Origin of the sequence: Marichromatium sp. AB31 (assembly GCF_003718685.1) — a bacterium.
In the GTDB taxonomy this organism is placed as follows: domain Bacteria; phylum Pseudomonadota; class Gammaproteobacteria; order Chromatiales; family Chromatiaceae; genus Marichromatium; species Marichromatium gracile.
The window spans coordinates 20985-46600 of the sequence record NZ_RHFI01000025.1 but is presented as its reverse complement, the minus strand read 5'-3'; the positions used below and the strand labels follow the sequence as shown (position 1 = coordinate 46600).

At 63.2% G+C, this 25616-nt stretch carries 29 protein-coding genes and 1 pseudogene; 10 read left to right on the top strand and 20 right to left on the bottom strand.

Translation table 11 applies throughout. From position 1 onward, the window contains the following. The 6 genes and pseudogenes from EBL84_RS17115 to EBL84_RS14395 form a co-directional block, all read left to right on the top strand. The coding region (locus tag EBL84_RS17115; RefSeq protein ID WP_190287978.1) for a hypothetical protein at positions 1-546 on the top strand (546 nt) is incomplete at its 5' end. Beyond that, on the top strand, positions 543-968 hold the full coding sequence (locus EBL84_RS16940) for a hypothetical protein (protein ID WP_148040305.1): 426 nt from the start codon (positions 543-545) through the stop codon (positions 966-968). The genes EBL84_RS17115 and EBL84_RS16940, both read left to right, overlap by 4 nt. A 98-nt stretch (positions 969-1066) precedes the next feature. Continuing rightward, on the top strand, positions 1067-1876 hold the full coding sequence (locus EBL84_RS14410; protein ID WP_123141447.1) for an FRG domain-containing protein: 810 nt from the start codon (positions 1067-1069) through the stop codon (positions 1874-1876). Between the two features lie 62 nt (positions 1877-1938). Then, complete coding sequence (locus EBL84_RS14405; protein WP_123141446.1) at positions 1939-3642, top strand: DUF262 domain-containing protein; 1704 nt, start codon at positions 1939-1941, stop codon at positions 3640-3642. Between the two features lie 139 nt (positions 3643-3781). Beyond that, a pseudogene (locus EBL84_RS14400) lies at positions 3782-4090 on the top strand (transposase); the annotation flags it as partial. Between the two features lie 87 nt (positions 4091-4177). Next, the gene (locus EBL84_RS14395) at positions 4178-5374 is read left to right on the top strand and encodes a transposase (protein WP_123141445.1); all 1197 of its coding nucleotides are present in this window, start codon (positions 4178-4180) and stop codon (positions 5372-5374) included. 90 nt (positions 5375-5464) lie between these two features. On the opposite strand, the gene EBL84_RS14390 is transcribed toward EBL84_RS14395, so the two are convergent. The 4 genes from EBL84_RS14390 to EBL84_RS14375 form a co-directional block, all read right to left on the bottom strand. Continuing rightward, on the bottom strand, positions 5465-6562 hold the full coding sequence (locus tag EBL84_RS14390; protein ID WP_123141443.1) for a transporter substrate-binding domain-containing protein: 1098 nt from the start codon (positions 6560-6562) through the stop codon (positions 5465-5467). A 681-nt stretch (positions 6563-7243) separates the two neighbouring features. Continuing rightward, entirely contained in the window at positions 7244-8302 is a 1059-nt protein-coding gene (locus EBL84_RS14385) for a hypothetical protein (RefSeq protein WP_148040304.1), read from the bottom strand. Between the two features lie 11 nt (positions 8303-8313). Then, the gene (locus EBL84_RS14380) at positions 8314-8670 is read right to left on the bottom strand and encodes a hypothetical protein (protein ID WP_123141441.1); all 357 of its coding nucleotides are present in this window, start codon (positions 8668-8670) and stop codon (positions 8314-8316) included. Between the two features lie 1024 nt (positions 8671-9694). Then, complete coding sequence (locus EBL84_RS14375) at positions 9695-10849, bottom strand: iron-containing alcohol dehydrogenase (protein ID WP_123141440.1); 1155 nt, start codon at positions 10847-10849, stop codon at positions 9695-9697. A 198-nt stretch (positions 10850-11047) separates the two neighbouring features. On the opposite strand from EBL84_RS14375, the gene EBL84_RS14370 reads away from it, so the two are divergent. Next, positions 11048-11980: an AraC family transcriptional regulator gene (locus EBL84_RS14370; RefSeq protein ID WP_123141439.1), complete on the top strand. Its 933-nt coding sequence runs from the start codon at positions 11048-11050 to the stop codon at positions 11978-11980. A 10-nt stretch (positions 11981-11990) separates the two neighbouring features. On the opposite strand, the gene EBL84_RS14365 is transcribed toward EBL84_RS14370, so the two are convergent. Further along, positions 11991-12653, bottom strand: coding sequence for a potassium channel family protein (locus tag EBL84_RS14365; RefSeq protein ID WP_165913433.1), 663 nt, complete (start codon positions 12651-12653; stop codon positions 11991-11993). Positions 12654-12751: 98 nt separating this feature from the next. Between EBL84_RS14365 and tadA the strand changes: the two genes are divergently transcribed. After that, entirely contained in the window at positions 12752-13255 is a 504-nt protein-coding gene (gene tadA, locus EBL84_RS14360; protein WP_123141437.1) for a tRNA adenosine(34) deaminase TadA, read from the top strand. Here the strand turns inward: tadA and EBL84_RS14355 are convergent. Next, positions 13245-13982, bottom strand: coding sequence for a PP2C family serine/threonine-protein phosphatase (locus EBL84_RS14355; RefSeq protein WP_123141450.1), 738 nt, complete (start codon positions 13980-13982; stop codon positions 13245-13247). The genes tadA and EBL84_RS14355 overlap by 11 nt on opposite strands. Before the next feature lie 159 nt (positions 13983-14141). On the opposite strand from EBL84_RS14355, the gene EBL84_RS14350 reads away from it, so the two are divergent. Both EBL84_RS14350 and EBL84_RS14345 read left to right on the top strand, forming a co-directional pair. Further along, entirely contained in the window at positions 14142-15563 is a 1422-nt protein-coding gene (locus tag EBL84_RS14350; RefSeq protein WP_123141436.1) for a glutamate-cysteine ligase family protein, read from the top strand. A gap of 39 nt (positions 15564-15602) precedes the next feature. After that, positions 15603-16640 carry a M14 family metallopeptidase gene (locus EBL84_RS14345; protein WP_123141435.1) on the top strand — a complete coding sequence of 346 codons (1038 nt, stop codon included), beginning with the start codon at positions 15603-15605 and terminating at the stop codon, positions 16638-16640. Positions 16641-16646: 6 nt separating this feature from the next. Here EBL84_RS14345 and EBL84_RS14340 read toward each other — a convergent pair whose 3' ends face one another. The 14 genes from EBL84_RS14340 to pufB (EBL84_RS14275) all read right to left on the bottom strand — a co-directional run bounded on the left by EBL84_RS14340 (position 16647) and on the right by pufB (EBL84_RS14275) (position 25581). Further along, the gene (locus EBL84_RS14340; RefSeq protein ID WP_223807028.1) at positions 16647-17483 is read right to left on the bottom strand and encodes a YdcF family protein; all 837 of its coding nucleotides are present in this window, start codon (positions 17481-17483) and stop codon (positions 16647-16649) included. Beyond that, entirely contained in the window at positions 17458-18423 is a 966-nt protein-coding gene (gene lipA, locus EBL84_RS14335; RefSeq protein ID WP_062272597.1) for a lipoyl synthase, read from the bottom strand. Before lipA ends, EBL84_RS14340 begins: the two co-directional genes overlap by 26 nt. Before the next feature lie 130 nt (positions 18424-18553). After that, positions 18554-19132: an isopentenyl-diphosphate Delta-isomerase gene (gene idi, locus EBL84_RS14330; RefSeq protein WP_062272594.1), complete on the bottom strand. Its 579-nt coding sequence runs from the start codon at positions 19130-19132 to the stop codon at positions 18554-18556. 94 nt (positions 19133-19226) lie between these two features. Continuing rightward, on the bottom strand, positions 19227-20528 hold the full coding sequence (locus tag EBL84_RS14325) for a RuBisCO large subunit C-terminal-like domain-containing protein (RefSeq protein ID WP_123141433.1): 1302 nt from the start codon (positions 20526-20528) through the stop codon (positions 19227-19229). Between the two features lie 4 nt (positions 20529-20532). After that, positions 20533-20961 (bottom strand): secondary thiamine-phosphate synthase enzyme YjbQ, encoded by a 429-nt coding sequence (locus tag EBL84_RS14320; protein WP_123141432.1) that lies wholly within the window; start codon positions 20959-20961, stop codon positions 20533-20535. A gap of 84 nt (positions 20962-21045) precedes the next feature. Next, positions 21046-21228 (bottom strand): light-harvesting antenna LH1, alpha subunit, encoded by a 183-nt coding sequence (pufA, locus tag EBL84_RS14315; protein ID WP_123141431.1) that lies wholly within the window; start codon positions 21226-21228, stop codon positions 21046-21048. Between the two features lie 93 nt (positions 21229-21321). Beyond that, positions 21322-21465, bottom strand: coding sequence for a light-harvesting antenna LH1, beta subunit (gene pufB, locus EBL84_RS14310; RefSeq protein WP_062272586.1), 144 nt, complete (start codon positions 21463-21465; stop codon positions 21322-21324). Positions 21466-21599: 134 nt separating this feature from the next. Next, positions 21600-21737 carry a light-harvesting antenna LH1, alpha subunit gene (gene pufA / locus EBL84_RS14305; RefSeq protein WP_082805927.1) on the bottom strand — a complete coding sequence of 46 codons (138 nt, stop codon included), beginning with the start codon at positions 21735-21737 and terminating at the stop codon, positions 21600-21602. A gap of 82 nt (positions 21738-21819) precedes the next feature. Then, complete coding sequence (pufB, locus tag EBL84_RS14300; protein ID WP_062272584.1) at positions 21820-21966, bottom strand: light-harvesting antenna LH1, beta subunit; 147 nt, start codon at positions 21964-21966, stop codon at positions 21820-21822. A gap of 173 nt (positions 21967-22139) precedes the next feature. After that, positions 22140-23207 carry a photosynthetic reaction center cytochrome PufC gene (gene pufC / locus EBL84_RS14295; protein WP_223806133.1) on the bottom strand — a complete coding sequence of 356 codons (1068 nt, stop codon included), beginning with the start codon at positions 23205-23207 and terminating at the stop codon, positions 22140-22142. Further along, entirely contained in the window at positions 23204-24178 is a 975-nt protein-coding gene (pufM, locus tag EBL84_RS14290; RefSeq protein ID WP_123141430.1) for a photosynthetic reaction center subunit M, read from the bottom strand. The genes pufC and pufM overlap by 4 nt, the downstream gene beginning before the upstream one ends. A gap of 16 nt (positions 24179-24194) precedes the next feature. Then, on the bottom strand, positions 24195-25031 hold the full coding sequence (gene pufL, locus EBL84_RS14285; protein ID WP_123141429.1) for a photosynthetic reaction center subunit L: 837 nt from the start codon (positions 25029-25031) through the stop codon (positions 24195-24197). 115 nt (positions 25032-25146) lie between these two features. Continuing rightward, entirely contained in the window at positions 25147-25350 is a 204-nt protein-coding gene (pufA, locus tag EBL84_RS14280) for a light-harvesting antenna LH1, alpha subunit (RefSeq protein WP_123141428.1), read from the bottom strand. Between the two features lie 87 nt (positions 25351-25437). After that, a complete protein-coding gene (pufB, locus tag EBL84_RS14275) occupies positions 25438-25581 on the bottom strand; it encodes a light-harvesting antenna LH1, beta subunit (protein ID WP_062272574.1) in 144 nt (47 codons plus the stop codon). Positions 25582-25616: the final 35 nt, after the last annotated feature.

Here is a 25616-nt window from a genome sequence, read left to right as displayed (position 1 = left end):
GATGAGATAGAGAAGAAGATAGAAAATTATACATTAATATCCACATACTTTGAGTCAACAATTAGATCAACAGACAAAAATCTAATCAAATTCAGTATTGCATTAAATTCTGGGCTTATAAACTCATTACTTCAGAATCTTTTATCTGCGACAGATAGGACTGCCCTCGATAGAAGCACAATTGTAGGAATGTTGGTAGGCAATAAGATTAAACAAGATACGAAAAGCTACATTTATCTGTTAATTGCATTGCTAATTCATTTAAGTATGTCTGTATTTAGCGTTGTAAATATTAATGTATATCTAATAACCGGCCTAATTTTTCTGATTGGCGCACTCTCAATTAATCAAAAAATCACCGAATATAGAATTCGCAAAGGTTATTATGGCGGCACACCATATGAGGCTAGAGAAATAATTAGATATATAGAAGACCATTCCAATAAGAATGATTTCACAGATGGTGATGGTAAAAAGAAATTATTTCAGAACGCAGAGGAAAGTACAAAGAAAGAAGTAATTGTATATGGAGGCGCATATCAATGAATGAATGGAAGGATAAAGCATCTGCGATTATAAAGATTTCAACTGATATTTTATTTGTTAGAAACCCGGTCGGCACAAGCATGGGTGTTGTTTTCGGTATTGTTCTGCATGCCATTACAAGCTTATTTACACCTTTTTTGCAATCAATAGAATTCATTAAATTATCGGCATTAAATATTCTTCACTATATGGCTTTGGGGGTCTTTGGATTTAATGTTAAGCACTTTAAGAATCAGCACAAAATCAACCCAGAAATTGAAGAAGCTATAAAATTTATTGAAAATCAAGAAGCAAAAGGAAATATTTCAAAACTAGAAGCCAAGCTGCGCTATCGCGAACTAGTTTCTAAAGTAGTAGAAAATGTTCAACTAGACAAAAGCACGAAACAAGCAGTCGAAGCAATTAGAGGACTGGAGGAATAGTTATAATATGTTTGCCCTAACAAGGCGCTCGTTCGGACGCAAACTACGCTGCGCTTCGTTAGCGCCGCACAGCTAATACGTTACAGCTAGGAAGTCTGATGCAAAATAAAACGATAACCAGCTGGAGTGATTTTGATCGAATCGTCGGTAGAAAGCACTTTCGCAAGTGGATTTTTAGAGGACAGTCTTCTGCTGACTGGGCTCTTGAGAGTTCATTGCATCGCGCATTTGAAGAAGCTCAGTCAATACATAAACTGAAAAGCGGAAAAGAGAAGAGTCTTAACCGGATTGAACATGAAAAGGCAATGATAGACCGTTTCAAATGTAATGCTCATTTGTACCTAGATCATCTCCCACAACCTGAAGATCTCCTAAGTTGGCTGTCCTTGATGCAACATCATGGGGCTCCAACCAGACTGTTAGACTTTTCATTTTCTCCCTATGTGGCATTGTTCTTTGCCTTAGAGTCCGGCGAGGATGATGCTGCTGTCTATTGTATCAATCATGATGCCATTCGAAATGATGATGATGAATATTTCGGGAAGAATAGGCTCGAAGTATATTCAAGAATACTTGACCCTATAAATGGAAAAGATGACCCATGTCTTTTCGCATTTGAGCCTACGTTTTCCAACCAGCGGTTATTATCTCAGCAAGGCCTATTCGTTGCGACAAACACGCTTGACATAAGCCATGGAAAAATTTTGAATGACTACGATATTCAAGATGCTGATGTAATTAAAATTATAATACCGGCCAAGCATAGATTTGAGGGAATTAGAAAGTTGAACAAAATGAACATAAACTCTTCGAATATATATCCAGGATTGGACGGCTTCTGCAAGAGTATGCGTCGGCAACCAGTTTTCGGTCTGGAATGGCAGAAAAGAATCGGCAATGAGCTGTAACAAAGCATTGCAGCGGACAAGCCGCTGAATGCGGCGTTCGGCGTCACTGATACGATAGTGCCATGAAAATCGAATCCTCAGATCAAACGATCACCGACCTATTCAACTCTGGCTACTTTGTCATCCCCCGATTTCAAAGGCCTTACTCCTGGGATCAAGAAAACATTAGTGAATTCTGGGATGACATAGTTCGAAACAAGCCATCGGATTACTTCATCGGCTCAATGGTGGTCTACCGAATTGCAGATCGACGATTCGGTGTTGTTGACGGGCAGCAACGGCTGACCACAATTACCATTCTTCTTTGCGTCCTTCGAGATGCACTCAAGACAGAAGGTTTCGAACCGCTTGCCGACGGCCTTCACCAGCTCATTGAGCGAAAAAACATCGACAATGAAATGGAGTTTGTGCTCCAAACGCAGACTTCATACCCCTACTTTCAAGACCATATTCAAAAGCATGGTGAGCCGGAGTTAGACGCAAAAGTTCATCGTGAGGAAAGGCGCTTAGCTGCTGCGCATAGCCAGTTCAAGGAACTTGTAGCCGCCACAGTCGATTCGATTTCCTCTGACCCAAGAAACTCCGATGAAGATTTGCCGAAGCTGGTCAAGGAAGCACTCACTCAGATTCGCGACACACTCCTGAGTCTGAAAGTGATTTTCGTCCGTCTTGAGGACGAAGATGATGCCTATGTGATCTTCGAAACATTAAATACGCGCGGCAAGGACCTTGGACTAGCTGACCTAGTGAAGAATCACTTCACCAGGATGATCAAGGAAAAGAACAAAGGCCTAGACCACGCGAAAGATCAGTGGCAAAAGCTAAGGGAAACCGTAGAAGGATCGAAAATCGACCTATCCACAGATGCCTTCATCCATCATTACTGGCTGTCGAAGTATGAATACATCACGGCCAAAGCTCTTTTCAAGAGCTTCAAGAAACATGTCAAGAAGTCAAACGCCAAGTCAGAATTGACAAGGATGCTAGAGGACGCGGCGTACTACCGATCGCTTCACGACGTCGACTTCGGCAACTGGACAAAACAAGAATCTGAAATCTCAGAGGCACTGCGCGCCCTGATGCTTTTCCGCGTAAGGCAGCAGGTACCTTGCACCCTCAGCTTAGTCCGGGCTTACCGAAAGAAGATCATAAAGAAGAAGGCCCTAGAAGCAGCGCTCTGCACCATTGAGAACTTCCATTTCCAGTTTACAGCTATCACTTCGCAGCGATCGTCCGGTGGAATTTCAGGCATGTACGCCGCACTTGGTCGTCGTCTATTTTCAGCAAAAGATAGTCAGGAAGCTGCGGATATCATCAAGGATTTAAAGGATAAGCTTTCTGATAGGATTCCATCGGAAAGTGAATTTGTCGCGCTGTTCCCAGAGCTTCTGTACACCAACACGCTTTCGAAGCAGCGAGCACTGGTCAAGTATGTTCTGGTGAAGATCGCCAAATATGATCAGTTGGCGCTTCCGGGCAACTGGGATGATCTGACCATTGAGCATGTAATCCCGCAAGCAAATATTGATGATGGCACCTACGGTGAAGAAATTGTCGGGCAGATGGGCAATCTGCTCCTGGTGCCGTCAGCGCTAAATGAAAAGCTTAAGGACAAGCCTTTCAGTGAAAAGAAAAAGATACTTATCGATGCCAAGTATCCGCTGCCAGATGAGATGACTCAGGCGGCGGATTGGACACCTGAGCTTGTAGAGAAACGCACAGAGTCCCTTGCGTTGGAGGCCTTCCAGAAAGTCTGGCGCATATGACGCCGAACAAATCGCTGCAGGGGACGTTTGACCCGCTGCCCACTTTTGCTGCCGCAAACGAAGAAAAGGACACCCACTTATCGTTGACGCTCCCAAGGCGCTCTCCTACGCTTTTCCCAACCCCCAGCGGAGATGCCCCATGACTCGTCCCCGCGCCTCGCTCGTCTCCTTGTCCGATACGCCCTGGTATCACGTCGTCACGCGGTGCGTGCGCAGGGCGTATCTCTGCGGCTTCGATCGGTTGACCGGGCGGAGCTTCGAGCATCGACGCGGCTGGGTGGAGCTGCGGTTGCGTCAGCTCGCGGGGGTGTTCGCGATCGATGTCGCGGCCTATGCGGTGATGAGCAATCACGTGCATCTGGTGGTGCGGGTCGATGCCAATCGGGCGGCGGGGTGGTCGGATACCGAGGTGCTGCGGCGCTGGCGGTGTCTGTTCCGAGGGCCTATGGAGCGTAATAAAGGGACACCCACTTACCGTTGACGCTCCCAAGGCGCTCTCCTACGCTTCTCCCAACACCTCCAGCGGAGATGCCCCATGACTCGTCCCCGCGCCGCGCTCGTCTCCTTGTCCGATACGCCTTGGTATCACGTCGTCACACGGTGCGTGCGCCGGGCGTATCTCTGCGGCTTCGATCAGCTGACAGGGCGGAGTTTCGAGCATCGGCGCGGCTGGGTGGAGTTGCGGTTGCGCCAGCTCGCGGGGGTGTTCGCGATCGATGTCGCGGCCTATGCGGTGATGAGCAATCACGTGCATCTGGTGGTGCGGGTGGATGCCGATCGGGCGGCGGGGTGGTCGGATACCGAGGTGCTGCGGCGCTGGCGGTGTCTGTTCCGGGGGCCGATGGTGGTGGAGCGGTTTCTGTCGCCGTCGACGCGGGCGGGGATGACCGAGGCGGAGCTGGATGGGGTCGCAGGGTTGATCGCGACCTATCGGGCGCGGTTGGCGGATCTCTCGTGGTTCATGCGGGTGTTGAACGAGTCGATCGCGCGGGCAGCGAATCGGGAGGATGGGGTTCGGGGACGGTTCTGGGAGGGACGCTTCCGTTCGCAGGCGATCCTCGACGAGACGGCGTTGTTGGCGGTGATGGCCTATGTCGATCTCAACCCGATTCGGGCAGGGATCGCGGAGACGCCGGAGGAGAGTGCGCATACCGGGATTGCGGCACGGATCGCCGACTTGCGGGCGGGCGATGAGGGTAAGGCGACCGGGCAGCATCTCGACGTGGCGTACCGCCCGGATGTCGGGCCGGAGACACCACCAGAGGTCTCTCCCGATTCGCAACGACCGATTCTCCACCAGCGCAAGACACCAGCCAGTCACGCACCCACACCGCCCGAACCCGAGAACGACACCTCACCGGACGCCCGCAGCACCACCCTCTGGGAGACCACTCTGAACCGCCTGCCCCCTGCCCCACTACTGCCCTTCGGCAACCCCGCCGAGCTCCCGGCAACGATCCCCTTCACCTTCGACGGCTATTTGACCCTGGTCGACTCGCTCGGTCGCGCCCTGCATCCACGCAAGCGCGGGGCGATCCCGGCGGAGTTGCCCGAGATCCTCACCCGGCTCGGCATCGCGCCGGAGCGCTTCGTCGAGCACGCGGGTTTCCTGCTCAAGGGGTTCGGGTCGGCGATCGGCGCACCGCAGCGGCTGACGGCGCTCGCGGCACGGCGCGAGTGTCGTTATCTGCGGGGATTGCGGCGCGCCCGACTGTTGTTCTCGGCCGCCTGAAGGGAGGTCACACCAGCGTCTCAGGGGAGACTCGCAGCGGACCATCTTCCGCTCAAGGCCTCGGCATCACTCGACGGGGAACGCGCCCGTTCAGCCCGCGTGACCGAGGTAGCCCTCGATCATGGGCGTCCATTCCGGACTCTGGATCATGCGCAGAATCCATCGATTGACGGGCTCGCGTAGCTCGGTCTCCGGCGGAAGCGCGATGCCGTAATCCTGCCGCAGCAGAATGCCCGGCAGCACACGGAGTTCACCGGCATGCTCCGAGCTGACCAGGTGTCTCAGGATAGGCAGGTCATAGACGACGGCATCGGCCCGCCCGGCGGCGAGCGCCTCCAGTGCCTCGGAGACATCCGCGACCGACCTGTAGCGCACCAGCTTCTGGTCGAGGAAACGGGCGCTGGTGCTGTCCTCGGCCGTCACCACCCGCTTGCCGTAGAGGTCGCTGAGCCCGCTCACGTTCTGACCCAGCTCGCCCACGGTCAGCGAGCTTGCAATGGCCGCCGTGAAGCTGGAGACGACCACCACACTGGTGAACATCCAGACCAGCCCGATCAGCCGCCCGGCGAAGGTCACGGGGGCCTTGTCGCCATAGCCGACGGTGGTCATGGTGACGGCGGACCACCAGATGCCCGAGCCGATCCCCTTGGCCGGCTTGCCGGAGAACTGTTCGTTGTGGCGACGCTCGGCGAGCCAGACCAGGGCGCCGAGTAAGGTGAGGACACCCAGCAAGGCTGCCAAGGACTGCAAAAAGGCACCCGAGGCCACGCGCCTGAGCGCGGAGAACCAGGTCAGCTCGGGGCGCTGCGGGACCGCCACCCCGAGCCCGGAGGTGAAGAAGGGATGGGTGAAGTCGACCCGCTGCTCGCGCTCGGCGGTGATGGTCAGGGCGGCGGCGGCCGCATCCACCTCTCCAGCGGAGACCGCATCCAACATCTCATCGAGTCCCATTTCCTTGAACTGGACCCGGAACCCTTCCTCGTCGGCGATACGCCGGATCAGCTCGATGGTGATGCCATCCCAGCCCTTCTCCCGCTTGATGGCGAAGGGCGGCGCATCGCGCGTGGCGATGACGAGTTCGCGCTCGCCCGACGGCTCGTCGGCCCCGCCCTCTGCAGGCGTCATGAGCGACAACAACACGCTCAAGGCGATCAAGATCAGCGGTGATTGACGCCCTACGCTCTTCATGGCGGATACTCCTCGCACGCCTGTCTCGTCCGCCGCGAACCGGCCATGCGCCAGCGGTGCGGCTCTCGAACAGCAGCCATACTAACAGGAGCGTTGCAGCGATTGTCTGGCACCGGGAGAAAGGGCGCGCACGTACAGTTAGGCGCCTGCCTGATGCCGCCGTCTCGACATCGCGTCCGAGCGTTTCGTCAAGCACACCGGTTTCCCGCTCAAGGATTTTGGATCAGCGAGAGTGTTGCGATCTGGCGAGGGTTGCGGCGTGTTCGGGTGTGATTCTCGAGCACTTGAGGGGCGTCCCTGCCGGACGAGTAAGACGCCAACGCTCAGCGCAGCACGCCCTCGAGGATCGTCAAATTAAGGGACACCCATTTACCCACCGTCACCGGCGCCTACGCAACTATCGGGAGCTCATCAGCCGAGGTATCGTTGCGAAGGGCCGCCATCCACAGCTCGTAGAGCATCCTCTCTTGCTGGTCCATGAGCTTTCGGACCTGGGCAGGGGCAGGCGCTCGCCTGCTTCACGTACTCGGCCACGTCCTCCTCGTGGCGACGCGGCAAAGGACATGAATCCGCACTTGAGCAGCGCTGTTCGCGCGACATTGCTCATCAACCCGCCGAAGACGGGGGCGAACGGACTTCCCTCTCGCGCTACGGTTTCCGGAGCGAACACAGCAGCACCCCTTAAGCCGAAAAGAACTGCAGAGCTTCTTGGGCTGGCCTCCAGTCGACCTCGTCACAGGTGGCCACGAACTTCTCAATCGCGGCCAATCCCTGACCACCGGCCAGACTCAGAGGATCTTGAGCTTGCAGCGTCTGCCCCACCTCAATGGCGTTGCGAGTTGCAGCGTCGCCAACCTCGCCGACCTGCAGGCTGCCGACCTGCGCTCGCATGGCTGCCAAACGGTTGACCGCCAAGGGATGCGTGCGAGATTCGCCGGTTCGCAGCACGTCGATGTACGTGTACAGATGCAGCACAAACGCCGCCGCATGGACCATCGGCAGACGAAACCCAGCAGGGACTTGGTCAAGCGCATACTTGTCCGCGAATAGCTCCTCCTCCTGGCGCGCATCAAGCTCTTCGGCCACTGCGAACTCCCACGTGGTCGTCGACCTGGACTGCGCACGCTGGTACTCAACATGACCCAGCTCGTGCAACAGCACAAACATCAGCGCCGCCTCGACCACCACATTTGCCTTCCTGACCATCTGCGCATCGAGCGCGGCGACCGCATTCGGGACTCGGCGCGCTTCCAGGTGCGCGAGTATGGCGCTCGCGATCAGGTAGGCAATCATCTGCTCGAGCAGCTGCAACGCTTTGCCGGCAGCCTCCGCCCCCATGGCCGCCTCAAGCCTTTTCGAAGCCTTCAGCATTTCAAGCGCTGAGCGCAGTTGCCCAGCGACGCAGCTCAGCCGAAGCGCCTCCACCAGCCCGAGGCTGAGCGCCACGGTATAGCCCTGCGCCCCCGCATACAGCGCGGCGATGCTACCTGGCACCGGCAGGAAGACGAACTCAACTCCCTTGGCCTGAAAGGCGGCCTCCCCCAAGATGCCCCGCGCAGCTTGTCGCCGGTCATCGAGGAACGCTGCAGAGAGCGCCGAAAGCTCCTCTCGTGTCAGCCCGCTATGCGCGATTCGGACTTTGAGGGCAGACGCACCAAGAGGAAGCGCGCCAACCCCAGCGCTGGGCGCCGTCAAGGTGTCGATGACGGCATGGACATGCCGTGGGTCCACCGCCTTCATCGAGCAGTCCGCTACTTGGCCTTCGGAACGGCCGCCGCGCGAAGCTTGACCTCAAGGGCCGCCTTGTCCTGCGCGTCTTTGGCCGTCAAGGGGGTCTCGTTAGCCACGCACTGAGCAGATGGACTGGCCTGGAAGGCGTTGTAGACCACGTTGCCCAGAACTCCGGCGGCAACGTTCAAGGAGAACGTCAACACTGCGGTCACTACCTGCTCACGTGTGACCAACGCGTTTGTGGAGTCCAGGAAGACGTCATCCACCTCGACATCGCCTCCCTGCGCCGCAAGCTTCTTCAGCAACGCTTCGAGCACCTTCGCTTCGGCCTCGTTTGAGGTGACAAAGGTGAGTTCGATTGTCTGAACCGGTGCCATACGCCTTCCTGCTAGTTACGAACCGAGCCCAAGATTATCAACATCCCAGCAGAACCAACAATAGTCCGAGTGAGTGCTGAAATCGCGATTAAAGGCGATGGATTAAAGTGACCCCCAGAGCGCCGGGAAAAGCCGGCAAGAGATTGGAGGTGAAAGCCCTCTCCCCGGAAAGGTGTAGCGAACCGCCGGGACCCCGAGTCATGGGCCGGTCTGTCCGCGAGGGCAGCGGTTAAGCGTTGACAGGGGCATGCATAGGCTCGGTATGGAGCTCCGAAATCAAGGTTGGGAACACTGACCGCGTTGGGTGAGCGGGAAGGCAAGACGAGCGGTCGCGTCAGCGCAAGTGGCCGATCGGTTCCCCGGAGTCGAAGACCCGAAGCATGTGCGGATGTCTCTTGCGCGGAACCCGGGAGGCCTTGGTCACGGCCCGAGAAAGGGGCACGGCCCGGCGGAAGGTGAAGAACCGACACGTCAGCCGCAGTGGCCAAAGAGTCGGACAGGGTCATAGTAGTGAAGAAGCGGACGAACAACTCGACGACGACAGCAGTCGGCGCACAAGCCGCGCCGAGGCGGAGCCCGTGGAGCGAAGGACCCTGGCGAAGAGGAATTCCTGCGCACCCATCCGTGACCGGGACCCAGTGCCCGGGGCAAGCGAAGCGTGGCTGCGACAGGGTACGTAGAGCAGCACAACGGGACCGCACGCTGCAATTCACCAACCTGATGCACCACCTCAGCCGAGCCCGACTCCACGACGCCTATCTGGCGCTCAACCGTCAGGCGGCAACCGGAGTCGATGGCACCCACTGGCGGGCCTACGGGGAGGGTTTGGAGCAATGACTCGAGGCGCTCTATGTAGCCATCACACAACGCAAGGTAAGCTGGATCCTGGACGCGTGAGCTTTCCCCCGAGCACATCGACGTGAGCATCGCGATCCGCGGGGCTATGGCTTGCCCGGGTGTCGTCCTCGACCGCCTGAGTGGAGACCGCGCCGGCATCCCTGCCGAACGCGTACGCCGCCAACGCTCAGCGCAGCGCGCCCTCGAGGATCGCCCGCACCTCGGCCGAACCGATGTCGCCGCGCTCACCGAGCGGCAGCAGGTGGTTGTCCTCCAGGCCGGCGACCAGGGTGTCGATCGCGGTGGCGTCGAGCCCGGCGTCGGCGAGCGAGGTCTCGACACCCATGCGCTGGAAGAACGCTCGGGTTTGCGCGATCGCCTGATCGATACGCGCCTCCGGCTCGCCCTGGTCGATCCCGAAGACCCGCTCTGCGTACTGCAGCAGCTTGTCGCGCTTGGCCGTGCGGCGGGCCTGCATCAGCGCAGGGAGCACGATGGTCAGGCTGCGCCCGTGGTCGATGCCGAAGTGCGCGGTCAGCTCGTGACCGATGCGGTGGGTGGCCCAGTCCTGCGGCACGCCACAGCCGATCAGGCCATTGAGCGCGAGCGAGGCGGCCCACATGATGTCGGCGCGCAGCGCCAGATCATTGGGGTCGTCGAGCGCCTTGGGGCCGGTCTCGATCAGGGTCAGCAGCAAGCCCTCGGCGAAGCGATCCTGCACCCGGGCATCGGCGGGATAGGTGAGGTACTGCTCGATGACGTGGACGAAGGCGTCGACCACCCCGTTGGCGATCTGGCGCGGCGCCAGGCTGAGGGTGGTGGCGGGGTCGAGGATGGCAAAACGCGGGCGCACCAGCGGGCTGTAGAAGGCGAGCTTGCGCTCCGCCCGGGTCACCACCGCGTTGATATTGGTCTCCGAGCCGGTCGCCGGGAGGGTGAGCACGCAACCCAGCGGCAGCGCCTCGCGCACCGGCGCCTGCTCGGCGAGGATCGCCCAGGGATCGTCGCCCGGATGGCACGCGGCGGCGGCGACGAACTTGGTGCCATCGATCACCGAGCCGCCGCCGACGGCGAGCAGATAGTCGAAGCCACCGGCGCGCACCCGCTCGACCGCGCGCATCAGCGTGTCGTAGCGCGGGTTGGGCTCGATGCCGCCGAAGGCTTCCCAGTCGAAGCCGGCGAGCGCCGCTGCCACCTGATCATAGACCCCATTGGATTTGATCGAGCCACCGCCATAGAGCATCAGCACCCGCGCCCCAGTGGGGATGGCCTCGGCCAGCGCGGCGATCTGGCCGCTGCCGAAGTGGATACGGGTTGGGTTCTCGTAGACGAAGTTGTCCATCGTGACTCCTGTGGATTCGGTACAAGGGGCATGCGTTGCCCGTGACCCTATCAGCCTACCCCGCGACTATCGCGGCCTGAACCGTCGATCCTGCCGATTACTTGCCTGATCCTGCTCAATCCGGGCGGATCGTCCACAAATCATGCCCGATAAAGGATAAGATCCTGCTTCCAGGCCATCACACAATACGACACCAGCATGCCGCCAGGACTTCAGCAACCGCTCGCGCGGCTGCGCGCCGCACACCAGGCACGTGCGCGCAGTGGCACCTTCGACACCGAGATCCCCGGGGTCCGCGTGTTCTGGACCGACGCCTCTGCGGCTCGCACCCCGATGATCTACGAGCCCGGGATCGTGATCATCGCCGGCGGCCACAAGACCGTCTATCTCGGGCGCACCCGCTTCGGCTACGACCCCAATCACTATCTGATCGTCAGCGTACCCTTGCCGCTCGAATGCGAGACCCACGCCAGTCCGAGCGATCCCCTGCTCGGGTTGTTCGTCGCCATCGACTGGACCCTGCTCCACGAGTTGGTCGCACTGGTCTGCGGCGGACTCGCGCCGCAGCGGCCGCAGACCGCCGGACTGCCGCGCGGACTCGCGCCGGTGGCGCTCGATGCCGAGATGATCGCCACCACAGCTCGACTGCTGCACGCGCTCGACTCGCCGCTGGAGTCGCAGGTGCTGGGCCGGGCGCTGGTGCGCGAGCTGCACTACCGCGCCCTCCTCGGCCCTCATGGTCCGGCGCTGTGTGCGCTCACCCAGCACCAGGATGCCGATGCACGCATCGCTCGGGCACTGGCGCGCATCCATCGTGACTATGCCAAGGCGCTGAGCGTCGAATCGCTGGCCACCGAGGCGCACATGGGCGCTTCGACCTTCCATCGCGCCTTCAAGCAGGTCACCGGCGAGACCCCGCTGCGCTATCTCAAGCGCATCCGCCTCGACCGCGCCCGGGCGCTGATCGCCGCCCAGGGGGTACGCGCGAGCGTCGCCGCCACCCGGGTCGGCTACCAGAGCGCCTCGCAGTTCAGCCGCGAGTTCAAGCGTCACTTTCGGGTCTCGCCGGCGGAGGTGCGACATGCCACGGCGAGCGTCGCCGGCCCGGTCCCCGACGACTCGCGGCCCTGAGCGGACCCGCTCAGTCGCCGTTGCCGCGCCAGTCGGCGAGGCGGATACCGACCAGGCTGGCCACCAGGATGGCGAGATAGAACTGCCCCACCACCGCCTCGATGAAGGCGAAGAAGCGCGCCAGCGAGGACACCGGCACGATGTCGCCGTAACCGACCGTGGTGAGGGTGATGAAGCTGAAATAGACCAGCTCGGGAAAGCCCTGGTACCAGGGACCGGGGCGTAGACCGGCGAAGGCGCTCGGCTCGAGCAGTGCGATCAACATGTAGAGCGTCGCCCAGACCAGCCCCATCAGCAGATAGACGCAGACCGCACCGACGATCTTGTTCCAGTCGACCGAATCGCCGCGCAGCACCTGCTCCATCGCCAGCCAGCTGGTGAGGATGAGATAGCCGAGCAGGATCAGCAGCCACACCACCGCCGTCTCCAGCCAGCGCCCGAGCAGGATCACCACCAGGCTGGCGAGGATCAGCCCCAGCCGGGTGCGGAACCAGTGGGTGCGCCGGTTCATCCCCCAGACCCCGAGCGCCAGCGCGGCGACGATCGCCAGCTGCACCAGCAGCTGACCGAGCCGCAGACCGAGCTCGTCGGCCAGCGCGGTACCGAACAGCAGCACCACCAGGGCGACGGTGAGATAGCCGAAGTTGTCGTGCTCGGTGAGTCGTCGTCTCATCTTCCCTCCGAAGGTGCCCGCCTTGCCCCGTGCCCGGGCGGCGACTAGCATCGATCCCTTTTCCGCGCCCGCGCATCCTCACCACAGGAGACCCCCGAGTGGAGCCTGCCGTCGACAGCCCCGATGAATTCTGGATGCGCCACGCGCTGCGCCTGGCCGAGCGCGCGGCGCAACAGGGCGAGGTCCCGGTCGGCGCGGTGCTGGTGCGCGACGGGCAGTGCATCGGCGAGGGCTGGAACCGCCCGATCGCCGACAATGACCCCAGCGCCCACGCCGAGATCCAGGCGCTGCGCGACGCCGGACGCCGGCTCGCCAATTATCGCCTGCCCGAGACCAGGCTCTATGTCACCCTCGAGCCCTGCGTGATGTGCGCCGGGGCCATCGTCCATGCCCGTGTCGGCGCGGTGGTCTATGGCGCGACCGACCCCAAGGCCGGGGCCTGCGGCAGCGTCTTCGACCTGCTGCCCTCGGATGCGCGCTTCAACCATCGCACCGAGTGTCGCGGCGGGGTGCTCGCCGCGGACTGCGGCGAGCTGTTGCGTGACTTCTTCCGCGCCCGACGCCGGGCCGCGCGCGCCGCCCGCGACGCGCTCAGGCCGTGAAGTCGACCACCACCGCGGTGACGTTGTCGTTGCCACCGGCCTCGCAGGCGGCCCGTACCAGCGCCTGAGCGGCGACCTCCGCGGGGTGGATCTGGGAGAGGATACGGGCGATCTCGTCGCCGGCGAGGTCGCGATTCAGCCCATCGCTGCACAATAGGTATCGATCGCCCGCGCGCAGCGACTCGGTACGCCGCTCGAACTCGAGCCGGGCGTCGGCGCCGACGGCGCGCACCAGCACGCTCGAGAGCGGGTGCAGCTCGGCCTCCTCGGGGGAGAGCAGCCCCATATCGACCAGCGCCTGGACCTGGGAGTGATCGCGGCTGAGCTGCTCGAGCACGCCGGCGCGCAACCGATAGATACGGCTGTCGCCGGCCCAGCACAGCGCAGCGCGATCACCAACGGCGAGCAAGGCCGCGACCGTGCTGCCGCAGAGCGCCTCGAGCACGCCCTCGGCGCTCACCACCAGCTCGCGGTTGACCGCACGCAGCGTCCGCTCCAGCGTCTCCAGCCCCGACTCCAGCTCGAGTGCGCGCTCCAGCCGTCCCAACCGACTGACGATCAGCCGGCTCGCCTCGGCGCCGTCGCGATGCCCGCCCATGCCATCGGCCACCGCCCAGAGCCCCAGCTCCGGACGATCCAGATAGGCGTCCTGATTGTCCCGCCGCACCCGACCGGCATCGCTGATACCGCCCGAGTTCCAACACAAGCCCTTCGACCAGGGAGCCATGATTCGATCCACCTCTCGTCCGCCGACCATGGCGGTTTCGATCTTCCATTGTGCTGCCGCCGACCCACGTTGCGTCGACGACGATCAAGCCGCATAGACTGTATAGCGAACGCCATGACGTCAATGCGGATGTACGATTGCGACCGGTGGAGGCAGCGGATGGGCCAGGAGATCGCCAGTGACCGGTTCAGCGAGGCCGATCTCGCGCGCTTCACCACCCGGCTGCGCGAGGAGACCGCGCTGCTCGCGCGCTGGTTCGCCGAGGGGCGGATCGCGCGCGCGCCCCCGATGCTCGGCTTCGAACTCGAGGCCTGGCTGGTCGACACCGCGATGTGCCCGGCCCCGCGCGCCCCGGCGCTGCTCGACGCGCTCGCCGACCCCCGGGTGGTCCCGGAGCTTTCGGTGTTCAACATCGAGTTCAACGGCACCCCGCTCGAACTCGGCGCGACGACCCTCTCGCAGCTCGCCACGACGCTCGGCGAGCCACTCGAGCGCGCCCAACGGCTGGGCGAGGATCTCGGGCTGCGGGTGGTCACCATCGGCACCCTGCCGACGATCGACGCCGAGCAGCTCGACATCGAGACGATGTCGCCGCTGGCGCGCTATCGCGCGCTCAACGCCCGTATCTTCGCGCTGCGCCAGGGGCGAGCGCTGTCGCTGATCATCGACGGCGACGAACCGCTCGAGCTGCACTGGCACGACGTCATGCTCGAGGCCGCCGGCACCTCCTTCCAGATCCACCTGCAGGTCGCCCCCGAGCACGCCGCCCGGGTCTACAACGCCTCCAAGATCCTCAGCGGCCCGCTGGTGGCGATCAGCGCCAACTCGCCTTTCCTGTTCGGTCATGCGCTGTGGGAGGAGACGCGGATCGCGCTGTTCGAGCAGGCGGTCTCGGTCGGCGGCGCGATTCTCCAGGAACGGGTCAACTTCGGCCAGCGCTATGCCGCGCACTCGATCCTCGAGACCTTCGAGGCCAATCTCGCGCGTTATCCGGTCCTGCTGCCGCAGTGCAGCGACGAGCCACCCGAGACGCTCACCCACCTGCGCCTGCACAACGGCACCATCTGGCGCTGGAACCGGCCATTGATCGGCTTCGACGACGACGGCCGCCCGCATCTGCGCATCGAGCACCGGGTGATCCCCGCCGGTCCCACGGTTGCAGACGCCATCGCCAACACCGCGCTCTATCTCGGTGCGGTGCACGCGCTCAGCCACGACCCGCGCCCCCCGGAGCAGCGACTGCCCTTCCCCCTGGCGATGGCCGGTTTCTACGACTGCGCCCGCGCCGGGCTCGGCGCGCGCATCCGCTGGCTCGACGGGCGCGAGCACCAGGTCGCCACCATCCTCCGCGACGACCTGCTGCCGCGCGCCCATCGCGGGCTGGAGGCGTTGGGGATGGGCGCGGACGAACGCGGACACTGGCTCGACATCATCGCCCAGCGTCTCGCCCGGCGACGCACCGGCGCGGCCTGGCAACGCGCCTGGGTGGCGCGCCACGGCCACGACATGTACGGGTTGACCGCCGCCTATCTGGCACGCCAGCGCGCCGGTCACCCGGTGCACCAATGGAGCATCGACTGAACCAGGGACGACCATCCCGAGGACGCAGAGACCATCGCCATGCTGCAACAGCTCGACCACCTGCCGGAGGGACTGCTCGAGACCCCGGCGCCCGGACTCGAGGCCCTGCTCGGCGGCCCGACCCTGATCCATCTGCCGGGACAGCGCCGGGCGCCGCTGTTCGTCTCGGTGCTGCTCCACGGCAACGAGACCGTCGGCTGGGAGGCGGTGCGCGCCCTGCTCGCCGCGCGTCTGACCCGCTACGGCGCGCTGCGCCTGCCCCGTGCGCTGAGCCTGTTCATCGGCAATGTCGCCGCCGCCGCCCACGGTGTCCGGCGGCTGCCCGGACAACCGGACTACAACCGGGTGTGGCCGGGCGCCGCACCCGACCACGGCCCGGAGCAGCTGATGATGGCCCAGGTGGTCGAGACCATGCGTGCACGCGCGCCCTTCGCCAGCGTCGACCTGCACAACAACACCGGGCGCAACCCGCACTATGGATGCGTCAACGTGCTCGAACCCCGGACACTGCAGCTGGCGAGCCTGTTCGCCCGCACCCTGGTCTATTTCACCAGCCCCACCGGGGTGCAGTCACAGGCCTTCACCGGCATCTGCCCGGCGGTGACCCTGGAGTGCGGCAAGGTCGGCGAGCAGGGCGGCGTCGACCACGCGCGCGAGTTCGTCGGCGCCCTGCTCCAGCTCACCGAGCTGCCCGCGCGCCTGCCGGCGGCGCGTGAGTTCGATCTGTTCGAGACCGTCGCCCGCGCCCGCATCCCGCCCGGGGTGCACTTCGGTTTCCCGCCCGAGCAGGCCGATCTGGTCCTCGACCCGGCGCTCGAACGGCTCAACTTCTGCGAGCTGCCGGCGGGCATGGCCTTCGGTCGGGTGCGCCCCGGCAAGGGGCTCTGTGTCGAGGTGCACGACGCCGAGGGCCGCGACCTGAGCGCGCAGTTCTTCAGGATCAGTGGCGAGGAGCTGCTGCTGCGCCGCCCGGCGATGCCCTCGATGCTCACCCGCAACGAGGTGGTGATCCGTCAGGACTGTCTCTGCTATCTGATGATCCGCCGCGAACCGCCGCTGGCCGTGCGCGACGATTGAGCGGACTCAGCCCGAGAGCGGGCGCGGCGCGCCCGCGACCAGGCGGCGCAACCGATACCACAGCCAACCGAGATGCTCGTGGAGGGCGTAGTAGCTGACCACGAAGCCGCGCGCCGAGGGCAGCCAGTCACGATAGTTCCAGTCATCCGGATCGGGGTCGTGGAGAAACCCGGTGGGCGCGGCGATCGGCGCCAGACCGACCTCCTCGAACACCCGCAACGCACGTCTCAGGTGCCAGGCATCGGAGACCAGCAGGATGCGTCGATGGCCGTCGCGCGCGAGCAGCGGCGCCGAATAGGCGGCGTTCTCCCAGGTGTTGAGGCTCCGCGCCTCGACCCCGGCGACGGCGATGCCGTAATCCTCGAGCAACACCTCGGCCATCAGCCGCGCGATCGGCGGGGCCTCCGGCGGCGGGCTGCCGCCGCTGACATAGAGCGGCAGACCGGTGGCGCGCTGCAGGTGCGCGGCATAGCGCAGACGACGCAGGGTGGCGCTGTCGACGCTCTCGCCGCCGTACTCCGGGGCCGCGCTCGTACGTCCGGCGCTGAGCACCAGGATCGCCTCGGCATCGGCCGGGATCGGGTGACCGGGGGTGGCGAGCGGCGCATGCCGCTCCAGCGGCGCCATCAGCCAGGCGCCGACGGCCGGCAGGCTCATCGCCGCGAGCGCCAGGGTGGCGGTCAGCAGCAGCCCCCGCCCCACCCCGCCCTGAACCAGCAGCGCGGCCAGCAACAACGCCAGCACCAGGATGCCGGGCGGCATCAGCAGGCTCTTGAGTACGCTGTAGAGCACGCTCATGCGCGCCGGGGGCGGCGACTCACAGCGGCGCCTGCAGGTCGGCATGATAGGAGGAGCGGACCATGGCGCCGCTGGCGACATTGCGAAAGCCCATCGCCTCGCCATCTTCGCGCAGGGCGTCGAACTCCTCCGGGGTCCAGTAACGACGCACCGGCAGGTGCGCGCGCGAGGGCTGCAGATACTGTCCGAGGGTGAGCATGTCGCAGCCGTGCTCGCGCAGCGCGCGCATCACCTCCAGCACCTCGTCGCGGGTCTCGCCGAGTCCGAGCATCAGCCCCGACTTGGTGAGCACATCGGGGTGGCGCGCCTTGAACGCCTCGAGCAGTCGCAGCGAGCCGGCATAGTCGGCTCCGGGCCGGGCCTCGCGATAGAGCCTGGGCACGGTCTCGAGGTTGTGGTTGAAGACGTCGGGCACCGCGTCGTCGACGAAGCACTCGAGCGCGACCGACTCGCGACCGCGGAAGTCCGGCACCAGCACCTCGACGCGGATTCCCGCCTCCTGGGCGCGCACCGCGCGCACGCAGGCGGCGAAGTGAGCCGCGCCGCCATCGCGCAGGTCATCGCGATCGACCGAGGTGATGACCACGTAGCGCAGCCCCATCGCCGCGATCGAACTGGCCAGGTGCTCGGGCTCGGCGGGATCGGGCGGCTCGGGACGACCGTGAGCAACGTCGCAGAAGGGACAACGGCGGGTGCAGACATCGCCGAGGATCATGAAGGTGGCGGTGCCGTGGTTGAAGCACTCACCGAGGTTCGGGCACATCGCCTCCTCGCACACGGTGGCGAGCTTGTGCTCGCGCATCAGCGCCTTGATGCGCCGCACCTCGGCGCCGAGCGGGGCGCGCGCGCGGATCCAGGCGGGCTTGCGCAGCACCGGGGCATCGGTCGCGACCTTGACCGGGATGCGGGCGAGCTTGTCGCGGCCACGCTGGTGGGTCTCTGGGGTCGCGCGCGAGGGCGCGCGCAGCGGATCCTGATCTGACATGGACGGGTTCCCGGCCTCGCGCTCACACGAGGCTGTTGCGGTTGACGACATCCGCATCATCATCGGGGAGACGAGGCAGCGAAACAAGCGCGACCAGAGTCAGGTCGCGCCGGGCAACGGAGGACGGGAATCAGTCCTCGGGCGGCAGCAGCCGATCGACGAGGATCGCAAACCAGGGGGTGAACCACTCCGGGTGCATGCGCAGGGCGCGACGGATCGCCGCCACCGACATCCACCGCCAGGCGCCGACCTCGGAGGGGTCGGGCTGCGGGTCATCGGTGAAGTGACCGTGGTAGATGTGCAGATATTCGTGCTCGATCAGGCCCGAGGCCTGATCCTCGGCGCGATAGATCAGCTCGTTGCGCTCGGTGAGCGGGACGCGGAAGCCGAATTCTTCCTTGAGCCGGCGGCCGGCACCGGCGACCGTGGTCTCGCCCGGGCGCGGGTGACCGCAGCAGGTGTTCGACCAGCGGTTGGCGAAGTGATACTTGGCATCGGCGCGGCGCTGCAGCAGCAGCTCGCCACGGGTGTTGAACACCAGGATCGAGAAGGCGCGATGGAGTCGGCCGTCGACGTGCACCTCCAGCTTGCCGGCCGGACCGATCTCGCGATCCTCTCGATCGACGACGATCAGCTGCTCGCTGGCATCGCGTCGGGCGACCTGCTCGAGTTCGGCGGCGTTCAGGGGCGGAAGGACTTGGGCGGTCAAGGTCTCACCTCCAGCACGCTCCCGCCCCACCAGGCGCGCGACGAGGTGCGGGAGACGTCGTTCGGATTCAGGGTCGGATCGGGACGCCGACGACTCAGCGCGTCCCGAAGGCGTCGATGGCCGCGCGCAGCTCGACGTGCTCGGCGGCATAGTCTAGCAGGGGAACGCCCCGGGCGATCGCCTCCCAGGCCTGACGAATGCTCGCCGCACCACCGCGCGGGCCATGCGGATGGCCGAACACGCCCCGCCCCGGCACGAAGCCGAAGTCGACGGTACCGAGCTTCTCGTGGACGCCGCCGAGGGTGAGGGCGTTGTCGCTGCCCCCGGGGACCGGCAGGCTGGGCAGCAGCTCGCCCATGGGCTCGAGACAGGCGGCGGCGTTGGCGCGCACCTCGTCGTCGGAGGTGAACATGCGCGAGCCGAAGCCGGGCATGATGACGACATCGAACCCGGCCAGACGCTGCAGCTTGGCAAACACCCGCGAGTGGATGCCGAAGCGCTCCATGCGACTGAAGGGCGCGATGAAGGGGAAGTGGGCGACCAGCGGCACCTGGGTGTGCTCACGCAGCATGCGCACCGCGCTCAGGCCCACCGGCATGGCGTTGACCAGCAGCGCGTTGGCGCCGCGGGCAACGGCACGATCGTGCAGCTCGATCAGGTTCTCGACCTCGTCGGTGACATTGGCGAGATAGATCTTGGGGGTGCCGGTCTCGGCCTCGGCGCGACGCCGCGCGGCGCCGAGCAGCTCGGCGCGACGCTCGAGCGGACACCAGTCGGTGTCGGCGAGCATCTCGTCGTCCTTGGCGATGTCGAGCCCTCCGAGCCAGCCCTGGTAGCCGAGTTCGCTGAAGGCCTCGGGCGGCAGACCGATGTTGGGCTTGATGACACCGAAGAAGATCGGCCGATCATAGGCCTGGAGCTGCTCGCGCAGCCCCTGGACGCCGAACTTGGGACCGGGGAACTGGGCCAGATAGGCCGCCGGAAAGTGGATGTCGAGCAGCTTGACCACCGGCGCGCCGGGCGAGAAGAAGGTGCCCTCGCCGCACACCGCGCTCAGCAGGTTGGGAATGCGCGGGCCGAAGTTGCGATGGGGATGGGCGATGCGCACCCGGCAGGCGGAGACGCCCTCGGTGACCTCGGGCTCGACGCCATAGCTGAAGCCCGGGCGGTCCTGTTCCAGCACCTCGAGTTCGACGGCGCGCGCACCGAAGCGCGGGCGCAGGTCCTCGTCGCTGCCGACACGACGCCACTGCGCGGTGGATTGCTCGGCGCAGAAGTGCGCGACCGCCTCGCGCGGATCGCCGCTGCACTCGAGGTAGTAGTCGAGCAGGATGTAGTCGTCGGCCACCAGCTCGTCGAGCGTGGCGAAGAAGCCCTCGCAATCGGCAGGGGTCATGGGGTCAGCGGACTCCGGAGATCTGGATGTTGAGGGTGCGCGACTCGCGCGGTCCGTCGAGTTCGACGAAGAAGATCGACTGCCAGCGACCGAGCAACAGCTCGCCGTGGTGCACGGGGATGGTCTCGGAGGCGTTCATGAACAGCCCGATGAGATGGGCGTGGGCGTTCTCGCGACCGTCGATCGGCGCCTGGTCGTGACCATAGCCCGCGCTCTTCGGGGCGAGGCGCGAGAGGAAGGCCAGCATGTCCTGCTGGAGCATGGTCTCGCGCTCGTTGAGGGCAACGAAGGCGGTGGTGTGCGGGGAGTGGATGGTGACCTGTCCCTCGCGCACCGAACTCTTCTCGAACACCTGCCGGATCTCGGCAGTGATATCGATGATCTCGATCGGGGAGGCCGTTCTCAACGGCAGGCGTTCGTGATGGAAATGCATAACAAGATGACTTCGATCTCAGCGGCCACGAGCGGGAAGGCTGCTCGCCCTCCTCGCCCGCGTCCGCAACCAGCCGCTTTCGCTTCAGAGCGTCGGCATGGCCGACATTCCTGCGACAGCCACCGGAGCAGCCTCCGAACCTTGCAGCCAGCCAAAGCCCGGGGAGCTGAGCAGGATGAGGTGGATCAGCAGCGCGAGCACGAACAGGAACCCACCCATGGCGACCAGGGTCATGCGCGGATCAAAGGTCTGCCAAATCTTGTGCATTGGTTGTCTCCTACATACATGGCACGGGACGCGGCAGCACACGAAGGCTGCCAGCCTCCCGTCAAATCCGCTGTGCGGCGGAGGTCTGGCTGATTACAGCCAGGGACGCCACAGCCACGCGAGGATGTGAGCCACGACCACGATGCCGAAGAAAGTGGTCATGCTCTGCACGAAGATGCCGTGAAACTCCTTCGCCTCTTCCTCGGTCAGCCCGGTCATGCTTTTCTCATCAGCCATGGAATTACCCTCACTTTTCATGTTAGGCCGATTAGGCCGTTACCGCGATCTACCCCGCGGCGGGGAATGATTCGGTGCGTCCATGGGCGGCCGAGGCCTGACCCGGGGACGCAGCCGTTGCCCGGGACTCGGACTTAAGCAGCACCGCCGAGCCAGTTGAAGGCCGGGCTGCTGAGCAGGATGAAGTGGATCAGCAGTGCCAGCACGAACAGGAACCCGAACAGGGCGACCAGGGTTCTGCGCGGATCAAAGATCTGCCAAATCTTATGCATGGTTCTCTCCAGTTTCATACAGAGTGGGTGTTACCGAGCTGACGGCCACCCGAGCGGTCATCGACCAAAAGACCCTTGGCCGTTACAGCCAGGGACGCCACAACCACACGAGGATGTGTGCAACGACAACGATCCCCGTGAACGCGACGAAACTGGACACGAAGATGCCGTGAAATTCCCTGGCTTCGTCTTCGGTCAGTCCAGACATCGAGCGGTTTTCCTGAGCCATTGAATGCCTTCCTCTCGATCGTCACCTTAGGCGATCGACTTCGCCGGTGTTGCGTCCCCGGGGGGGGCGTGCCGTGGCACGGTCCCCTCGGCTTGGGCGCCGCCGGGGCGGATGCCTCCGGCGCCGTCTAGGGCGTCCTTGCCCAGATCACGAGCGAAGTCCGAGTTCGCCCGTTACAGCTGCTGAGTATCCGCCTCGGCCGGAGCAGCCTCCTGCTCGGCCTCCGCTGCCTCGGTCTGACGACCCATGAGGCCCGGATAGTCCTTCAGCATCTTCGCACCATAGAGCGGCTTGTAGGCGCCCTGGTGGCAGGTCTTGCAGCTGACGCGGAAGGGGTCGCCATAGGGCCCCTTGCGCGACTCGGGCAGCACCTCGTTGAGCGGCCACAGGTAGTCCTGGTTCATCTCACGCACATGGCGGATCGCGTACCAGGCGGTGGTCCGCTTGGGCGTACTCTGATCCCAGGCGAAGAACGACCGGCTGTTGTGACAGTAGGTGCAGTTCACGCCCAGCGCTTCCGAGATGTGCATCATCAGACCATAGGTCCACTCGGCCTGCTTGATCGAGTTGGTGTTACCCGAGGGCAGCGCGGTGTTGCCGATGACGCGGATCTCGTTGTCGTTGTCGAGGAACGGGGTCATCGGATCGAACGGCAGCGACGAGTAGGCCGCGGTCACCATGCCAGCGGCGTTCTGCCCGGTCGGCACCACACCGGACGGGTGGTCCGGACCCGGATCGGTGGTCCAGACATACTCCGGCACCGGGTTGCCGCGGTGACAGGTGTAGCAGGTCACACCGGTGTCGGCCACGTGATCCTTCCACGCGCCGTTGGCCTGACGGGTCATCTCGAACATCCGCCGCGACACCACCTTGGTGTAGATGTCGTCGGAGGCGAAGTCACCGGGGACGTGGCAGTAGTTACAGCCTTCCTCGGGCGAGACCCACATGGTCACGGCGACCATGGTGCGAGTGAACTCGGCCATGGTGAGGTCGTCGAGGACCTGGACATTCTGGTAGATGTCGGTCGCCATCGGACCACCGGGTGCCGCGGCCGGGATCACCTCCGGCGGCACGTTCTCCCGGAAGCTGGCCTCGAGCAGACGGGGGTTCTTGACGTGCTCCATCGCCAGACCGCGGTAGCCGCCCTGCTCGACTTCTGGTGGCGGACGCTCACACCCGAGGAGCACCACCGAAGCAACGAGTGCTACCGCTGGGATGGATGCATGCTTGCCAATATTCATTGCGACACCCCCTGCAGCATCAATGGGTCTTGCACGGTGGTTTCGATCGGATAGCTCGGCGCAACGCCGTGCTTGACCGCCCAGAGGTACCAGTTGTCGACAACGGTGCCGGTCAGCAGGATGCCGATGCCAGCCGTGATCACGGTCAGGACCGCGCACCACCAGGCCCAGCGGTGGATCGACTCCATGGTCGCGTTGAAGCCCATGGTCCAGCGCCAGAACAGCGCCGCACGCTCTGCAGCAGTACCACGATCCACCACCTGATCGATCTCACGGTCGCCACCGAAGCGGCTCACGGCCAGGATGGTTGCACCATGCATGGCGAAGAGCAGCGCCGAACCATAGAGGAAGGCGATCGAGAGCATGTGGAACGGGTTGTAGTAAAGATTGCCGTAGCGAATCGAGAAGGCAGCCGTCCAGTCGAGGTGCGGGAAGATGCCGAACGGCACCGCCTCGGCCCAGCTCCCCATCATGATCGGGCGGATGAAGCCCAGGCTCAGATAGAAGAAGATGGCTGCGGCGAACGCCCAGGACAGATACTGGCTCATGCCGAGGTCGGCCGCGCGCTTGTAGGTGCGCACCCACCACAGCAGGATCGAGGCCGTCAGGAAGAAGCCGGCCATCAGCCACCAACCACCCTCGGTGAGCGGCGGAATGCTCAGTCCGTACTGCGGTGCCGGCGGCTCGAGCGCGAGCCAGAAGAAGTTCCTGACGAACTCGATCGGATTCCAATCGACCGTCGCCATCATGTTCAGGCCGATGATCAGAATCGCGACGAAACCGAAGATCAGCGAGAGGGTACCGGTGAAGCCGAGGTAGATGGGACCGAACTGAGCGTCACCGATCTTCCCGAGCCAGTAGGAGAAAATGGGCTTTCCGAGACGTGGCAGCTTGCCTTTCGGCAGCGGCACACCCGGATAGGCCGGGCAGCGCACTTGCACGCTCGTAAAAATGTTCTGATATTCAGGCATTGTAGTCTCCTAGATCCTACCAGAGCGGAAGCTCAAGCCACCAGTTCCACCATTCAGGCCAACCGCGGGTCCAGAAGGGTCCACTGATAACGATACACACCGCGCTCCAGAAGACGGCGCTCAGCGCCAGGAACAAGCCCAGACGGTGGATGCCGAGTGCGCCAATGGAGTAGCCCACGAGGTCACGGAAGAAGGTGTTCTCATGCTCGCCGGTCTTGACCGGCTCACCCTTCTGCGGATTGGTCACCGACAGGATCAGCGAGCCGTGCATCGACAGCGCCAAGCAGGTGGTGAAGAAGAAGGTGATGCCGAGCATGTGAGCCGGGTTGTAGTGGAAATGCAGGAACTGATACCCCACATTCGAAACCCAGTCGAGGTGGCTCAGGATCCCGTAGGGGAAACCGTGACCCCAAGCGCCCATCAGCACCGGGCGAACGACCACGAGCGTCAGATAGGCGCCGATCGCGAACGCAAATGCAAAGGGGATGTGGAAGCCGATGCCGAGCTTACGGCAGATTTCGACCTCTCGGAGAGCCCACGACACAAAGGCACCGGTGGCACAGATTGTGATGATTTGCCACAACCCGCCCTCGGTCAGCGGCGCCATTCCCAGACCGTAGCTCAGGTCCGGCGGCGCGATGCTGATCTGCCAAATGTTGTAGGTCTGGAGTTCGGCGTTAGGACCGATGGTCGCACCCCAAACGATCAGGAGCACGCCCAACAATGCGAAGAAGAAGCCCGTCACCCCGAAGAAGCCGACATAGAACGGCCCCACCCAGAAGTCGAATAGGTCTCCCCCTATCAGCGTCCCGCCACGGACGCGGTATTTTCTCTCAAAACTGAGCATGGCCATCGTAAAATCCTCTGCTGGGGAGGCACCCGAGGCGGCTGCCTCCTCTTAGCACTGTCGGCGGTAGGAGGGGCCGACCAGCTTGGCCGAGCCTCGCCTGCCGCCCCCATCAGGGACGTTATTGGTGCTGCGGCACAACCGGCGTCACCTGCTGGACCGACGAGGCCGGAACACCGTCTTCGAGCCAGTTGAACTCGGCGGTGCTCAGCAGAATCATGTGGATGGCGAGACCCAGCACGATCAGGAAGGCGAAGAGGGCGATGAGGATGCGACGCGGATCGATGAGCATCCAGATCTTCCACAGGGCTTCGGTCGGGAACATAACTAATTCTCCTAAAGAAATCGTAAAGGTCGTGCAGCACTTGCTGCCCAGGCGGCCCCGATGGGCGCCTGTGCACCTACGCTCGGATTACAGCCAGGGGCGCCACAGCCAAGCGAGGATGTGCGCGACGACCACGATGCCGAAGAAGGCAGTCATGCTCTGCACGAAGATGCCGTGGAACTCCTGTGCTTCCTGCTCGGTCAGACCGGTCACGCTGGTGTTGTCAGCCATTGGATAAATCCTCCGAATTTGGAGCTAAACCTCAG

Bases quoted from the DNA above. Each gene is read 5' to 3' on its own strand.
- EBL84_RS14380 (WP_123141441.1), bottom strand. From the start codon at position 8,670: ATGGCACCGGTTCAGACAATCGAACTCACCTTTGTCACCTCAAACGAG.
- pufC (WP_223806133.1), bottom strand. From the start codon at position 23,207: ATGAATATTGGCAAGCATGCATCCATCCCAGCGGTAGCACTCGTTGCT.
- EBL84_RS16940 (WP_148040305.1), top strand. From the start codon at position 543: ATGAATGAATGGAAGGATAAAGCATCTGCGATTATAAAGATTTCAACT.
- EBL84_RS14320 (WP_123141432.1), bottom strand. From the start codon at position 20,961: ATGCATTTCCATCACGAACGCCTGCCGTTGAGAACGGCCTCCCCGATC.
- EBL84_RS14340 (WP_223807028.1), bottom strand. From the start codon at position 17,483: ATGCCGACCTGCAGGCGCCGCTGTGAGTCGCCGCCCCCGGCGCGCATG.
- EBL84_RS14365 (WP_165913433.1), bottom strand. From the start codon at position 12,653: ATGAGACGACGACTCACCGAGCACGACAACTTCGGCTATCTCACCGTC.
- pufA (WP_082805927.1), bottom strand. From the start codon at position 21,737: ATGCATAAGATTTGGCAGATCTTTGATCCGCGCAGAACCCTGGTCGCC.
- pufA (WP_123141428.1), bottom strand. From the start codon at position 25,350: ATGTTCCCGACCGAAGCCCTGTGGAAGATCTGGATGCTCATCGATCCG.
- EBL84_RS14395 (WP_123141445.1), top strand. From the start codon at position 4,178: ATGACTCGTCCCCGCGCCGCGCTCGTCTCCTTGTCCGATACGCCTTGG.
- pufL (WP_123141429.1), bottom strand. From the start codon at position 25,031: ATGGCCATGCTCAGTTTTGAGAGAAAATACCGCGTCCGTGGCGGGACG.
- pufA (WP_123141431.1), bottom strand. From the start codon at position 21,228: ATGCACAAGATTTGGCAGACCTTTGATCCGCGCATGACCCTGGTCGCC.
- pufB (WP_062272584.1), bottom strand. From the start codon at position 21,966: ATGGCTCAGGAAAACCGCTCGATGTCTGGACTGACCGAAGACGAAGCC.
- lipA (WP_062272597.1), bottom strand. From the start codon at position 18,423: ATGTCAGATCAGGATCCGCTGCGCGCGCCCTCGCGCGCGACCCCAGAG.
- pufB (WP_062272586.1), bottom strand. From the start codon at position 21,465: ATGGCTGATGAGAAAAGCATGACCGGGCTGACCGAGGAAGAGGCGAAG.
- EBL84_RS14410 (WP_123141447.1), top strand. From the start codon at position 1,067: ATGCAAAATAAAACGATAACCAGCTGGAGTGATTTTGATCGAATCGTC.
- pufM (WP_123141430.1), bottom strand. From the start codon at position 24,178: ATGCCTGAATATCAGAACATTTTTACGAGCGTGCAAGTGCGCTGCCCG.
- EBL84_RS14390 (WP_123141443.1), bottom strand. From the start codon at position 6,562: ATGAAGAGCGTAGGGCGTCAATCACCGCTGATCTTGATCGCCTTGAGC.
- EBL84_RS14350 (WP_123141436.1), top strand. From the start codon at position 14,142: ATGGGCCAGGAGATCGCCAGTGACCGGTTCAGCGAGGCCGATCTCGCG.
- EBL84_RS14385 (WP_148040304.1), bottom strand. From the start codon at position 8,302: ATGAAGGCGGTGGACCCACGGCATGTCCATGCCGTCATCGACACCTTG.
- EBL84_RS14375 (WP_123141440.1), bottom strand. From the start codon at position 10,849: ATGGACAACTTCGTCTACGAGAACCCAACCCGTATCCACTTCGGCAGC.
- pufB (WP_062272574.1), bottom strand. From the start codon at position 25,581: ATGGCTGACAACACCAGCGTGACCGGTCTGACCGAGCAGGAAGCACAG.
- EBL84_RS14370 (WP_123141439.1), top strand. From the start codon at position 11,048: ATGCCGCCAGGACTTCAGCAACCGCTCGCGCGGCTGCGCGCCGCACAC.
- EBL84_RS14405 (WP_123141446.1), top strand. From the start codon at position 1,939: ATGAAAATCGAATCCTCAGATCAAACGATCACCGACCTATTCAACTCT.
- EBL84_RS14325 (WP_123141433.1), bottom strand. From the start codon at position 20,528: ATGACCCCTGCCGATTGCGAGGGCTTCTTCGCCACGCTCGACGAGCTG.
- EBL84_RS14345 (WP_123141435.1), top strand. From the start codon at position 15,603: ATGCTGCAACAGCTCGACCACCTGCCGGAGGGACTGCTCGAGACCCCG.
- EBL84_RS14355 (WP_123141450.1), bottom strand. From the start codon at position 13,982: ATGGCTCCCTGGTCGAAGGGCTTGTGTTGGAACTCGGGCGGTATCAGC.